This is a genomic window from Flavonifractor sp. DFI.6.63 (genome assembly GCF_024462255.1).
Classification (GTDB): domain Bacteria; phylum Bacillota; class Clostridia; order Oscillospirales; family Oscillospiraceae; genus Lawsonibacter_A; species Lawsonibacter_A hominis.
This window is the reverse complement of record NZ_JANGBE010000023.1, coordinates 23,564-36,161: the sequence shown is the minus strand read 5'-3', so window position 1 is coordinate 36,161 and position 12,598 is coordinate 23,564. Positions and strand designations below refer to the sequence as shown.

The 12,598-nt window shown below is 61.4% G+C and carries 12 protein-coding genes; 5 read left to right on the top strand and 7 right to left on the bottom strand.

Annotated elements, in window-relative coordinates:
• The first annotated feature begins 182 nt into the window (after positions 1–182).
• The 5 genes from NE547_RS12235 to NE547_RS12215 all read left to right on the top strand — a co-directional run bounded on the left by NE547_RS12235 (position 183) and on the right by NE547_RS12215 (position 6,578).
• Positions 183–767 carry a TetR/AcrR family transcriptional regulator gene (locus NE547_RS12235; RefSeq protein ID WP_186908537.1) on the top strand — a complete coding sequence of 195 codons (585 nt, stop codon included), beginning with the start codon at positions 183–185 and terminating at the stop codon, positions 765–767.
• 129 nt (positions 768–896) lie between these two features.
• Positions 897–2,672, top strand: a complete 1,776-nt coding sequence (locus NE547_RS12230) for an oleate hydratase (RefSeq protein WP_186908538.1) — start codon at positions 897–899, stop codon at positions 2,670–2,672.
• Positions 2,673–2,865: 193 nt separating this feature from the next.
• The gene (locus tag NE547_RS12225; protein ID WP_256176060.1) at positions 2,866–3,996 is read left to right on the top strand and encodes an SLC13 family permease; all 1,131 of its coding nucleotides are present in this window, start codon (positions 2,866–2,868) and stop codon (positions 3,994–3,996) included.
• Between the two features lie 85 nt (positions 3,997–4,081).
• The gene (locus NE547_RS12220) at positions 4,082–5,923 is read left to right on the top strand and encodes a TIGR03960 family B12-binding radical SAM protein (RefSeq protein ID WP_256176059.1); all 1,842 of its coding nucleotides are present in this window, start codon (positions 4,082–4,084) and stop codon (positions 5,921–5,923) included.
• Complete coding sequence (locus NE547_RS12215; protein WP_186908541.1) at positions 5,910–6,578, top strand: TIGR03936 family radical SAM-associated protein; 669 nt, start codon at positions 5,910–5,912, stop codon at positions 6,576–6,578. Before NE547_RS12220 ends, NE547_RS12215 begins: the two co-directional genes overlap by 14 nt.
• Before the next feature lie 252 nt (positions 6,579–6,830).
• Here NE547_RS12215 and NE547_RS12210 read toward each other — a convergent pair whose 3' ends face one another.
• The 7 genes from NE547_RS12210 to NE547_RS12180 form a co-directional block, all read right to left on the bottom strand.
• On the bottom strand, positions 6,831–7,412 hold the full coding sequence (locus NE547_RS12210; RefSeq protein ID WP_186908543.1) for an HdeD family acid-resistance protein: 582 nt from the start codon (positions 7,410–7,412) through the stop codon (positions 6,831–6,833).
• Between the two features lie 192 nt (positions 7,413–7,604).
• Positions 7,605–8,078: a YbaK/EbsC family protein gene (locus NE547_RS12205; RefSeq protein WP_186908544.1), complete on the bottom strand. Its 474-nt coding sequence runs from the start codon at positions 8,076–8,078 to the stop codon at positions 7,605–7,607.
• 3 nt (positions 8,079–8,081) lie between these two features.
• Positions 8,082–8,477 carry a thioesterase family protein gene (locus tag NE547_RS12200; RefSeq protein WP_186908545.1) on the bottom strand — a complete coding sequence of 132 codons (396 nt, stop codon included), beginning with the start codon at positions 8,475–8,477 and terminating at the stop codon, positions 8,082–8,084.
• A gap of 118 nt (positions 8,478–8,595) precedes the next feature.
• A complete protein-coding gene (locus tag NE547_RS12195; protein ID WP_186908546.1) occupies positions 8,596–9,675 on the bottom strand; it encodes a PotD/PotF family extracellular solute-binding protein in 1,080 nt (359 codons plus the stop codon).
• A 71-nt stretch (positions 9,676–9,746) separates the two neighbouring features.
• Positions 9,747–10,613 carry an ABC transporter permease gene (locus NE547_RS12190; protein ID WP_256176058.1) on the bottom strand — a complete coding sequence of 289 codons (867 nt, stop codon included), beginning with the start codon at positions 10,611–10,613 and terminating at the stop codon, positions 9,747–9,749.
• Positions 10,610–11,458, bottom strand: coding sequence for an ABC transporter permease (locus NE547_RS12185; RefSeq protein WP_186908548.1), 849 nt, complete (start codon positions 11,456–11,458; stop codon positions 10,610–10,612). Before NE547_RS12185 ends, NE547_RS12190 begins: the two co-directional genes overlap by 4 nt.
• The gene (locus NE547_RS12180; RefSeq protein WP_186908549.1) at positions 11,448–12,581 is read right to left on the bottom strand and encodes an ABC transporter ATP-binding protein; all 1,134 of its coding nucleotides are present in this window, start codon (positions 12,579–12,581) and stop codon (positions 11,448–11,450) included. Before NE547_RS12180 ends, NE547_RS12185 begins: the two co-directional genes overlap by 11 nt.
• Positions 12,582–12,598: the final 17 nt, after the last annotated feature.

The following is a 12,598-nucleotide window of genomic DNA, read 5'->3' as shown; positions in this document are numbered from 1 at the left end:
CCGTCCGGATCCCCGCAGGAAGATGACTTGCCGGCGGCCCCTCCCCCTCGCCGCCGGGGCTTCTCCCGGGCCATGTTTCTGCAGCTTTACACCGTGGGCCTGCCTGTGGTATCATCAGCATAGCCCCCTGTATTACGAAAAGCAGACGGAATGGCTTCCCGTTTTCGGAAAGGAGCGCACCCATGTCGCAGATCACCAAGCGGGCGCTGGCGGAGTCGCTGAAAAAGCTGCTGCTGGAAAAACCCCTGGACCGGATCACCGTGTCCGATATTACCGAGGACTGCGGCGTCAGCCGCATGACGTTCTACTATCACTTTAAGGATGTCTACGACCTGATCGAGTGGACCTGGCTTCAGGAGGCGGAGCGCGCCCTGGACGGCCAGAAGACCTACGATACCTGGCAGCAGGGGTTCTTGCAGATATTCCAGCTGGTGCAGGAGAACCGGGCGTTTGTGATGAACCTGTATCACTCCATCAGCCGGGAGCAGGTGGAGCGCTATCTCTATAGGCTGACCTATCAGCTGCTCATCGGCGTGGTGGAGGAAAAGTCGGCGGGTATGAGCGTCCGGGATGAGGATAAAAAATTCATCGCGGATTTTTACAAGTACGCCTTTGTGGGACTGATGCTGGACTGGATTCGGGGCGGGATGAAGGGGGAGCCGCAGGTCCTCATCGACCGCCTGAGCGTGCTGATCCGCGGGGATGTGGAGAAAGCGCTCAACCACTATCGGGCCGATCAAATGAAACAAAGTGGCCCAAATGATTAAAAACAATACAAAAACGCCCCAGTGCCCAAAATTCTGGCACCGGGGCGTTTTTGCTGATTGCGGCGGGAAGGAGAAGGGCATATTCTATGGGCAGATCAAAAAAAGAACTGCTGACAGGAGGAACACAGTATGTATTATTCCAGCGGTAACTATGAAGCGTTTGCCCGTCCGGAAAAGCCGGAGGGCGTGGAGCGCAAGTCTGCCTATATCGTGGGCTCCGGCCTGGCGGCCCTGACCGCCGCCTGCTATCTGGTCCGGGACGGCCGGATGAAGGGCGAACGGGTGCACATTCTGGAGAAGGACGCGCTTCCCGGCGGCGCCTGCGACGGCTATCACTACGATAACGTGGGCTATGTCATGCGGGGCGGCCGCGAGATGGACAACCATTTTGAGGTTATGTGGGATCTCTTCCGCTCGATCCCCTCCATTGAGACCGAGGGGATCAGCGTGCTGGACGAGTACTACTGGCTCAACAAGCACGACCCCAACTACTCCCTTATGCGGGCTACCATCAACCGGGGCATGGACGCCCACACCGATGGAATGTTTGCCCTGTCCGACAAGGGCGCCCTGGAGATCATGAAGCTGTTTTTTACCCCGGATGAGAAGCTGTATGACCTGCGCATCGACGAGGTCTTCGACGAGGAGGTGCTGAACTCCAACTTCTGGATGTACTGGCGGACCATGTTCGCGTTTGAAAACTGGCACAGCGCCCTGGAGATGAAGCTCTACCTCAAGCGTTTTATCCACCACGTGGGCGGCCTTCCGGACTTCAAGGCCCTGCGCTTTACCAAGTACAACCAGTATGAGTCCATGATCCTGCCCATGATCCAGTATCTGCAGGATCACAACGTCCAGTTCCACTACCACACCCAGGTGGTCAATGTGGAGTTTGAGATCCGGCCCGGCCGCAAGCAGGCCAAGCGCATCTGCGTGCTGCGGGAGGGCCAGGAGGACGCCATTGACCTGACGGAGGATGATTTGGTATTCATCACCAACGGCGGCTGCGTGGAAAATTCCGCCCTCGGCGACCAGAATCACCCTGCCCCCTTCCGCACCGAACTCAAGCCCGGCGGCGGCTGGGATATGTGGAAGAAGATCGCTGCGCAGGACCCCGCGTTCGGCCATCCGGACAAGTTCTGCAGCCATCCGGAGATGAGCAACTGGATGTCAGCTACCGTGACCACGCTGGATGAGCGCATCGTACCCTATCTCAAGAACATCTGCAAGCGGGACCCCTTCAGCGGCAAGGTGGTCACGGGCGGTATCGTCACGGTGCGGGATTCCGGCTGGCTCATGAGCTGGACCTTCAATCGCCAGCCCCAGTTCCGCGATCAGCCCAAGGGGCAGCTGGTGGGCTGGATCTACGGGCTGTTCAGCGACCGGAGCGGCAACTATGTCCACAAGGCCATGCGGGAGTGTACCGGCAAGGAGATCTGCATGGAGTGGCTCTATCACCTGGGGGTGCCCGAGGACCAGATCGAGGATCTGGCCGAGCACAGCGCCAACACCGTGCCCTGTATGATGCCCTATATCACCGCCTTTTTCATGCCGCGCGCCGCCGGGGACCGGCCGGACGTGGTGCCTGAGGGCAGCGTGAACTTTGCATTCCTGGGGCAGTTCGCAGAGACGAAGCGGGACACCATCTTCACCACCGAATACTCCATGCGTACCGGAATGGAGGCGGTGTACACGCTGCTGAACATCGACCGGGGCGTGCCTGAGGTCTGGGGGAGCACCTATGACGTGCGGGATCTGCTCAACGCTACCGTACAGCTGCGGGACGGGAAAAAACTGACCGATCTGGACCTGGGCTTCAAGGAGCGCATCGCGCTGAAGGAGGTCCTGAAGAAGCTGGAGGGGACCGACCTGGAGAAGCTGTTGAAGGAATACAACGTAATCTGAATCGGAGGAACGGCCGCCGCAGGATCCTGCGGCGGCCGTTCCGCGCCGGAAAAACGCCGAAACCTTCGTATAAGGCTTGACCATACCGCCGGAATCAGGTAAACTTAAAGACCAAGGTAAGGCGGAACATCGGGAGAAAAGCCACCCGCCGGGGTGGCTTTTTGCCTGCCTGGGGCGGGAAGGAGAGAGGGACATGAGGCAAACGGGACTCCGGATGCTGTCCTGGCTGCGGCGGGAGCCGGTGCTGTGTATTTCCGCCGTAAGTGCGGCGCTTTCCATGCTGCTTACGCCGCCCTCGGCCGCTTATCTCAATTATGTGGACTGGCGCGTCATCTCCCTGCTGTTCTGCCTGATGGCGGTGGTGGCGGGGCTGCAGGACTGCGGGGTGTTCGCCGTGCTGGCCCAGCGGCTGCTGGCGGGAGAGAAGCGCCTGCGCTTTGTCACGCTGGTACTGGTGCTGCTGCCGTTTTTTACCTCCATGCTGGTAACCAACGATGTGGCCCTCATCACCTTTGTTCCCTTTTCCATTCTGGTGCTGGGCCTCATCGGACGCACGGAGCGGCTGGCCTATGTGGTGGTCCTGCAGACCATCGCCGCTAACCTGGGCAGCATGGCCACGCCGGTGGGCAATCCTCAGAATCTCTATCTGTACGCCACCTATGAACTCACGCCGGGGCAGTTTTTTACCGCAGTGCTCCCGCTGGTGCTGGCGAGCCTGGCAGGGCTGACCGCGGCGGCGGTATGGGGCCGGCCGGAGAGCATCCGGGTGGCTTTTCCGCAGCCGGTTCGGGTCCGCCGGCCGGGCCGGCTGGGACTGATGTGCCTTTTGTTCGTTTTGTGCCTGCTCTGCGTATGCCGCCTTCTGCCCTATCCGGCTCTGGTGGCCGTGGTGCTTTCAGCGCTGGTGATTTTTGGACGGGATTTGTTCCGGCGGCTGGATTACGCTTTGCTGCTCACCTTTGTCTGCTTCTTCCTCTTCGCCGGGAACGTCGGCGCCAACCCGGTGGTAAGGGAGGTCCTGACGGCGGTGCTTGCCCGGAATACCGCTCTGGCCTCGGGGATCGCCAGCCAGGTCATCAGCAACGTGCCCGCGGCGGTGCTGCTGTCCGGCTTCACAGCGGACTGGCGTGGGCTGCTGATCGGAGTGAATGTGGGGGGGCTGGGCACGCCCATCGCCTCTTTGGCCAGCCTGATTTCCCTCAAGGCCTATCTGCGCAGCGCGGGTGCGCGGCCGGGGCGCTACCTGGCGGTGTTTCTGCTGGCCAACGGGATCGCGCTGGCCGTCCTGTGCGCCTGCGCCTGGCTGCTGGGGCGGCTGCAGTGAATTTGGTCTTGCCAGTGCGGCGCGGCTGGGATATAATAATACGGCTTTTTTATCCTGAAGAATGATCGTCTGAGAGGCTTCGTCTATGAATCGTACGTTAGAGCACATCCTCCCCCGGGTACAAAAGCCGGCGCGGTATACCGGCGGGGAGTACAACGCGGTGGTGAAGGACCGGCATAGGGTGGATACCCGCTATGCCCTTTGCTTTCCGGATACCTATGAGATCGGGATGTCCAATTTGGGGATGCGCATCCTCTACGGGGTGATGAACCAGATGGAGGGCGTCTGGTGCGAGCGGGTATTCGCCCCCTGGGGCGACATGGAGGAGGAGATGCGCCGGGAGGGCGTTTCCCTCTACGGCCTGGAGAGCGGAGACCCCATCGCCGATTTCGACCTGATCGGCTTCTCCCTGGGCTATGAGATGGCCTACTCCAATGTGCTCAACATGCTGGATCTGGCAGGACTGCCCCTGCGTTCGGAGGAGCGCCGGGGCCTTTCCCCCATTGTAGTGGCGGGGGGCACCTGCGCCTTCAATCCGGAGCCGCTCTCTCCCTTTGTGGACGTTTTCGCCCTGGGCGAGGGGGAGGATGTGAGTGTGGAACTCATCCAGCTCTACCGCCGGGCCCGCGAGGAGTGCTGGAGCAAGGAGGAGTTCCTGTCTGCCGCCGCCCAGGTGCCGGGATTGTACGTACCTTCCCTCTATGAGGTGCGCTATCAGCCCGACGGTACCGTGGCGCAGATCGAGCCGCTGGAGGGCGCGCCCCTCCCGGTGACCAAACGCATCGTACAGGACTTCAACAAGAGTTATTTCCCGGTGAAGACCATCGTGCCCTCCACCGAGATCGTCCACGACCGGGTGATGCTGGAGGTGTTCCGCGGCTGCATCCGCGGCTGCCGTTTCTGCCAGGCGGGGTACGCCTACCGGCCCGTGCGGCCCAGAGACCCCAAGCTCCTGCTGAAGCAGGGCATTGCCGCCTGCAAGGATTCCGGCTACCAGGAGATGACCCTCTCCAGTCTGTCCACCAGCGATTACCGTCCGCTGGAGCAGCTGTGCGACGGGCTGCTGGACTGGTGCGAGCCCAACCGGGTCTCCCTGTCGCTGCCCTCGCTCCGGGCGGACAATTTCTCACTGGGGCTGATGGAGCGGGTGCAGCACGTGCGCAAGTCGGGGCTCACCTTCGCGCCCGAGGCGGGCACCCAGCGCCTGAGGGACGCCATCAATAAAAATGTAACGGAGGAGGAGATCCTCCGCTCCTGCCGTACCGCCTTCTCCGGCGGGTGGAGCAGCGTGAAGCTCTACTTCATGCTGGGCCTGCCCACCGAGACCGACGAGGACGTGCTGGGCATCGCCGACCTGGCGGAAAAGATCTATCAGGCCTGGAAAGAGACCACCCCCAATCCCCGCCGGGGGGTGAACATCACCGTTTCCACCGCCTTTTTCGTGCCCAAGCCCCACACCGCCTTCCAGTGGGAGGGACAGATCAGCATGGAAGAGTACCACCGCCGGGTCAAGCTGCTGCGGGAGCACATGCGGGGGCGCTCCATCAAGTACAACTGGCACGATCCGGAGACCAGTTTTTTGGAGGCGGTCTTCTCCCGGGGCGACCGACGGCTGGCCGGCGTGCTGGAGGAGGCTTGGCGGCAGGGAGCCAAATTCGACGCGTGGAGCGAATATTTCGACTTCCAGCGCTGGATGCAGGCGTTCCGGACCTGCGGCGTGGACCCCAATTTCTACGCCGGGCGCGTCCGGGACCGGGAAGAGGTGCTCCCCTGGAGCGTGACCGCGACCGGCGTCTCCCAAGCGTTCCTGTGGCGGGAGCGGGAGCGGGCCTATCAGGCGGTCATCACCCCCGACTGCCGGGTGCAGTGCACCGGCTGCGGGGCGGACAAGCTCTATCCGGGAGGTGTTTGCGATGCCGAAGCATAGGCTGGCCTTTTCCAAGGCGGACACTGCCAAATATATCTCCCACCTGGATCTGATGCGCACCTTCCAGCGCGCCTTTCTCCGGGCGGGACTGCCCATCAAGCATACCGAGGGCTTCAACCCACACGCGTTTGTTTCCATCCCGCTTCCCTTGTCGGTGGGATACTCCAGCGCCTGCGAGGTGCTGGAGTGCGAGCTGCTGGGCGAGGTGGACCGGGATACAGTCCCCGCCCGCATGACGGCAGCCCTGCCCGCGGGCATCACGGTGCACCGCTGCTACGAGGCCGCGCGGCCCGTGAAGGAGCTGTGCTGGGTCAACTACATCGTCACCCTGGAGTATGAGGCGGGCGCGCCCTTCGGGGCGGAACGGGCCATCCAGGAGCTGCTGGCGCGCGCGTCTCTGGTGGTGGCCAAGCGCTCCAAAAAGGCCAAGAGCGGCCAGACCGAGGTGGATCTGATTCCCCTCATCGCCCGCTCCACCGTGGAGGAGCGGCGGGACACCATCGGCCTGGACCTCGTTATCCGGGCCCAGAATCCCGGCCTTAACCCGGAGCTGGTCGTCTCCGCCATTCGCAGCGAATGCCCCGATATGGCGCCTGATTTCGTTTCCTTTCACCGCCGCGCGGTGCTGGACGGGGATTTTCAGCCCTGGGAGTGACCGGCCCTTCCGTCTGCTGAAAAGCCGAAAGCGTATGCGGAAAGGCAACCCTTTTTGCACAAGAGAAGGTCCTCGTCAGCGGTTCGCCGCCGCCCCTGCGCTGAAGCCGGCCCTGCGGGCGTGCTGCAGCGCTGCGAAACAATGCCCGTATGTTTGAAACACGTGTGGAACGCGTTTGATATGCGGAAGGGCCCCGGCCGCTCAGAGAGCGGCCGGGGCCCTTGGCACAGGCGGGGAGCGGAAGCGCTGGCCTCATTCCACATCGATGGGGTCTACCTCCACGGGCATGCGCTTGCGCAGCTCCTTTGTCAGGCGGGTCACCTTGACGATGGCCCAAAGATCGGAGAGCCCTTCATAGATGAAGACCACGCCGATGAGCATGATCAGCGCTTCCGCAGCCAGATAGGGCTGGAAGACCACCAAAAGACCCAGCGCCACAGAGACCAGGGAGAGAATGAGCGTGATGAACCAACGGCCATACTCCAGACGGTGCAGTTCGAAGGCGCGCTTCAGGTTCAACAGGCCGTCGATGACGATAAAAATGCCCATGATGACGGGCAGAATGGAGGCCACGACCTTGGGCTGCAGCAGGAAAAAGGCGCCGATGCCGGCGGCCACGATCCCCAGGAACAGTTCAAAGGCGAAGCCGCCCTTCCGGCTGACGAAAAAGCTGATGATGGCGACCAGACCATAGATGGCCAGAACGGCGCCGAAGGCGTAGCAGATCACGGTGGTGGCGGTGCCCGGCCAAATGAGCAGCACCAGGCCCAGCGCAAGGTAGAGAATGGAGGCCAGAAGGAAGCTGAGCTTCCTGTTTTTCAGGTATTCGTTCACGTCAAATCACCTTTCCCGACGGTTTCGTCAAAGAAGTGGGATGGAAGGAAGGCGTCTCCGGCGGCGGAGTTTGTCCGCCGGCAAACACGCCGCGCACTTCCAACGGATCGTCACATGGTTTGGGCGCCGTTTGAGGATAGTATACCGCTTTGCGGAGAAAAAATCATTAGACAGATGGGATGGAACGTCCAATCACTGCCAGTTTTTACACACGTCGATCCAGCCCAGCGCGTTGGAGAGGGAAAACAGTTCCGCACAGCTCAGACGCACGGCGGAAGCGGCGTTGCCCGCGGCGGGGTAGACGGTCTCGAAGCGCCGGAGGGAGACGTCCAGATAGGTCTTTACGTCTGCACGTTCGATGGCGAAGGGGCAAACGCCACCCACCGCATGACCGGTGAACGAGAGCACCTGCTCCGGGGTGAGCATGGTGGCCTTGGTATGGAATTGGGCCTTGAACTTCGGATTGTCGATCTTTGCGTCTCCTGCGCAGACGATGAGTACGCAGCCCCCGTCCACCGCAAAGGAGAGGGTCTTGGCGATGTGCGCGCTCTCACAGCCCACGGCCTGAGCGGCCAGCTCCACCGTGGCGCTGGATACGCCGAACTCCTGGATGCGCGCTTCATAGCCGCGCGCACGCAGATAGTCCCGGCATGTTTCAATGGACACGGCTCACCGACCGCCCTTCTTGGCTTCCGCCCTGGAGAGAAAACGGTCCGTGTCGATGACGAAACGCTCGTGGACGCCGCCGCCGATGGGGCCGGCCTCGTCGTAGGCCTTCACGCTCAGGGTGATCTTTTTGCGGTCGACGGCGGTGACCTCGGCCTCGGCCCAGACCTTCATGCCGATGGGCGTGGCGGCGTCATGGGTCACGTCCAGGCGGGTGCCTACGGTGCCCTGGCCCTGCTCCAGCGCCCCCTGTACGGCGTTGACGGCGGCGTTCTCCATCAGGGCGACCATATATGGAGTCGCAAAAACGGGCACCAGCCCGCTGCCCACGGCGCAGGCGGTGTTGTGCTCGGTGACGACGCTCTCCGAGCGCCCCTTGCTTCCTACGGTAACTGACATGTCAAATTGGCTCCTTTCCGGGAATGGTATGTCCTATTTTACACCCGGAAAGTAGGGGTGACAAGAGGATGCGGGCGGAAAAAACCGCCGTGCAGCAGCCCTGCACGGCGGTTTTGCTTCAGTTTGCGGCCAGCTTGAGCCGGGTCCACTCGGAGTCGTAAAGAGCGAGGATGTCCTCGGGCAGGTTCCGGAAGCTCTCACACTGTTCCAGAACGGCGTCGTCCGGATAGGCGTAGGGATCTTCGGATACCTCGGGGTCCAGCTCCTCCCGCACGGACAGCAGGGGAGAGGAGTACCAGGTCTCCTCCACGTTGGCCAGGCCCACGGAGGTGGAGCACATGAAGTTGATGAAGGCCTCGGCGTTGGCTTTGTTCTCCGCCCCCTTGGGGATGCACATGGCATCCACATAGAGGTTGGTGCCCTCCTTGGGCAGGCAGAAGGCCAGGTCGGGATTCACGTCGGCCATAGTCAGATAGTCGCCGTAATAGTAGGCGCCGATCGCGGCGGAGTTGCCCTGCATCTTTTCAAAGATCTCGTCCATCACATAACTCTGCACCAGGGGCTTCTGCTGGATGAGCAGGTCGGTGGCGGCGGTGATCTGGGCGGGATCGGTGGTATTGTAGGAATAGCCCAGGTATTTCAGCGCCACGCCCAGGGCGTCCCGGGAGTTGTTGAACATCAGGATCTGCCCGGAGTAGTTTTCGTCGAACAGGATGCTCCAGCTGTCGGGGGCGCCGTCCACCATCGCGGTATTATAGATCACGCCCAGCAGGCCCCACATGTAGGGCACGCTGTACTGGTTCTCCGGGTCGTAATCCGGGTTTTTCAGGTTGGGATCGATATCGGAAAAATTCGGAATATTGTCAAAGTCCAGCGGCTCCAGCATATCCTCTTCGATCATACGGGAAATCATATAGTCGGAAGGGATGACCACATCGTAGCTGGCACCGTCGTTTTTCAGGACACCGTACATCGACTCGTTGCTCTCATAGGTGTCGTAGTTGACCTTGATGCCGGTCTGCGCCGTGAATTCGTCCAGAACGGATTCGTCGATATAGACGCCCCAGTTGTAGACGTTGACCACACCGCGGTCGGCCGCGCCGGGCTGAGATGCGGTACCGCTTCCGCCAGAGCAGCCGGCCAGCGCCAGGCTCAGCCCCAGAACGGTGGCCAGAAGGAGTGCGAGAGACTTTTTCAATTGCTTTCTTTATCCCCTTTCGGATGAAATTCTTTTATAACAGGCCTTCGCAGGCAGGCCGTGTTACCGCTTCAGCTCTGCGCGTCGGGCATGAGGGCGGCCTTGCGTTTTTCACTGGCCGTCTCCTGCCGCGCCTGCCGCACGTTGACGACGAGCAGCAGGGCGAACACGCATACGAACATCAGGGTGGACAGCGCGTTGATCTCAGGCGTGACGGGCTTTTTGACCATGGTATAGATCTCCACGGCCAGGGTGGTCACGCCGGAACCCTTGGTAAAATAGCTGATGACAAAATCGTCGATGGACATGGTAAAGGCGATGATCATGCCGTTGAGCACGCCGGGCAGGATCTCCGGCAGGATGACCCGCCGGAAGGCGTACAGGCCGGAGGCCCCCAGGTCCTGGGCGGCCTCGTAGATATTGGGGTCCAGCTGACGCAGCTTGGGCATCACCGACAGGATCACATAGGGCGCGTCAAAGGTGATATGGGCGATGAGCAGCGTGCCGAAGCCCATCCGCCAGCGCAGGCCCAGGGCCTGACTGATGGGGCTGGCGTTGAACAGGCCGATGGCGAAGACGAACAGGAGCATCATCGACACGCCGGTAATGATATCCGCGTTGGTCAGGGGGATGTTGTTCACGGCCAGGCAGACCCCCCGGCTCCGGCGGCGCATGCTGTAAAAACCGATGGCGGCGGCGGTGCCCAGCAGGGTGGCGATGACCGCCGCCAGCACCGAGAGGATCAGGGTGGTGCGCAGAGCCCCCAGCAGGCGGGTATCCTGAAAGAGCTCCAGATACCACTGGAGGGAAAAGCCCTCCCAGACCCGGTTGCTCCGCCCGGAGTTAAAGGAGAAGATGATGAGCAGGGCGATGGGGGCGTAGAGGAACAGGTATACCAGAATGGTAAAGACCCGGGACGGAATCCGGCGCTTGCTCACAGGACCGCCACCCCCTCTTCTCCCTCGCCGAAGCGGTTCATGACCGCCATGCACACCAGAACGATGACCATCATCACCAGGGCGATGGCCGAGCCCAGGTGGGGATTATAGGCGTTGCCCAGGAACTGCATTTCGATCAGATCGCCCAGCAGCAGGGTCTTGCCGCCGCCCAGCAGGCGGGACAGGGCAAAGGTGGACACCGAGGGGATGAATACCATGGTCACCCCGGAGAGCACCCCGGGCAGGGACAGGGGGAAGATCACCTTGCGGAAGACCATGGCGCTGTTGGCCCCCAGGTCCTGGGCCGCCTCAATGACCTTGGGGTCGATCTTGTCGATGACCGAGAAGATGGGCATGATCATGAAGGGCAGAAAATTATAGACCATCCCCAGCACGATGGCCCCCTGGGTGTTGATCATGTGGAAGCAGGTCAGATCCGTGCCGAAGAGGGTGTTGATAAGGCGGAAAAAGCCGATGCCGCTCAAGAACTGGTTGATCAGCCCGTTGTCGTCCAGCAGGGACATCCAGGCATAGGTCCGCAGCAGGAAGTTCATCCACATGGGCAGCATGATGAGCATCATGGCCACCTTGCGCACCAGCACGCCCTCCTTGGACAAAAAATAGGCCAGGGGGTAGCCGATGAGGATGCAGATGACGGTGGCCGTGACGGCCAGCACAAAGGAGTGCCGGAAGGCGGGGAAATACTGCCCCATATTGCTGAAATTGGACAGCGTGACGCCGCCGTCCTTGGCGGTGAAGGCGTACACCACGATCAAAAGCAGCGGCGCGATGACGAAGACGGCCATCCAGACCACATAGGGGATGGCAAGCGACCTATTCCGCATCCTCGTCCTCCCCCTCGTCCGGGCCCTCGTTGAGCTCGTCGTACTCGGCGGAGTAGGAGCTGTAATCTCCGAACATGCCGGAGTACGGGCTCTTCTTCATGATGTGGAAGCCGTCCGGGTCGATCTTCACCCCGATGCGGGAGCCCACCTCGGAATAGTCGGTGGTCTGGATGAGCCATTTAAAGCCGCGGAAGTCCACGATGGTATCATAGTGGACGCCCTTGAAGGTGACCTCGGTAACGGTGCCGGTGAGCTGGCCCTGCGCCTCGGGCACGATATCGATATCCTCGGGCCGGATGACTACGTCCACCGGCTCGCCGGGCGCAAAGCCCTTGTCCAGGCACTGGAAGCGGCGGCCGTACATACCCACGACATAGTCCTCGTGCATCACGCCGTCGATGATGTTGCTCTCTCCGATAAAGTCGGCCACGAAGGCGTTTTTGGGCTCGTTATAAATGTCCTCAGGGGTGCCGATCTGCTGGATCTTGCCCTGATTCATCACCACGATGGTGTCGCTCATGGTCAGGGCCTCTTCCTGATCGTGGGTCACGTAGATAAAGGTGATGCCCACCTGCTGCTGGATGCGCTTGAGCTCGATCTGCATGTCCTTGCGCAGCTTCAGGTCCAGCGCGCCCAGCGGCTCGTCCAGCAGCAGCACCTGGGGCCGGTTGACGATAGCGCGGGCGATGGCCACCCGCTGCTGCTGGCCGCCGGAGAGGGAGTTGACCGAGCGCTTGCCGTAGCCGGCCAGGTTGACCAGGGTCAGGGCCTCCTCGACCCGGCGGCGGAGCTCGTCCTCCGGCGTCTTGGCGATGCGCAGACCGAAGGCCACGTTTTCAAAAATATTCATATGGGTAAACAGGGCGTACTTCTGGAAGACCGTGTTGACCTTCCGCTTATGGGGCGGCACGTCGTTGATCCGCGCGCCGTCAAAGAACACGTCGCCCGAGGTGGGCTTCTGAAAGCCGCCGATGATGCGCAGCATGGTGGTCTTGCCGCACCCGGAGGGGCCCAGCAGCGTGAGAAATTCCTTATCGTTGATATACAGGTTAATGTGGTCCAGAATGACGTCCTCGTCAAACCTCATCACGCAATCCGACAGGCGGATCAGCTCCTTGGACATGTATCCTCCCCCGTTTC

Coding starts and splice junctions, on each gene's coding strand:
- NE547_RS12200 (WP_186908545.1), bottom strand. CDS start 8,477: ATGTCAGTTACCGTAGGAAGCAAGGGGCGCTCGGAGAGCGTCGTCACC.
- NE547_RS12215 (WP_186908541.1), top strand. CDS start 5,910: ATGCCGAAGCATAGGCTGGCCTTTTCCAAGGCGGACACTGCCAAATAT.
- NE547_RS12230 (WP_186908538.1), top strand. CDS start 897: ATGTATTATTCCAGCGGTAACTATGAAGCGTTTGCCCGTCCGGAAAAG.
- NE547_RS12185 (WP_186908548.1), bottom strand. CDS start 11,458: ATGCGGAATAGGTCGCTTGCCATCCCCTATGTGGTCTGGATGGCCGTC.
- NE547_RS12220 (WP_256176059.1), top strand. CDS start 4,082: ATGAATCGTACGTTAGAGCACATCCTCCCCCGGGTACAAAAGCCGGCG.
- NE547_RS12180 (WP_186908549.1), bottom strand. CDS start 12,581: ATGTCCAAGGAGCTGATCCGCCTGTCGGATTGCGTGATGAGGTTTGAC.
- NE547_RS12235 (WP_186908537.1), top strand. CDS start 183: ATGTCGCAGATCACCAAGCGGGCGCTGGCGGAGTCGCTGAAAAAGCTG.
- NE547_RS12225 (WP_256176060.1), top strand. CDS start 2,866: ATGAGGCAAACGGGACTCCGGATGCTGTCCTGGCTGCGGCGGGAGCCG.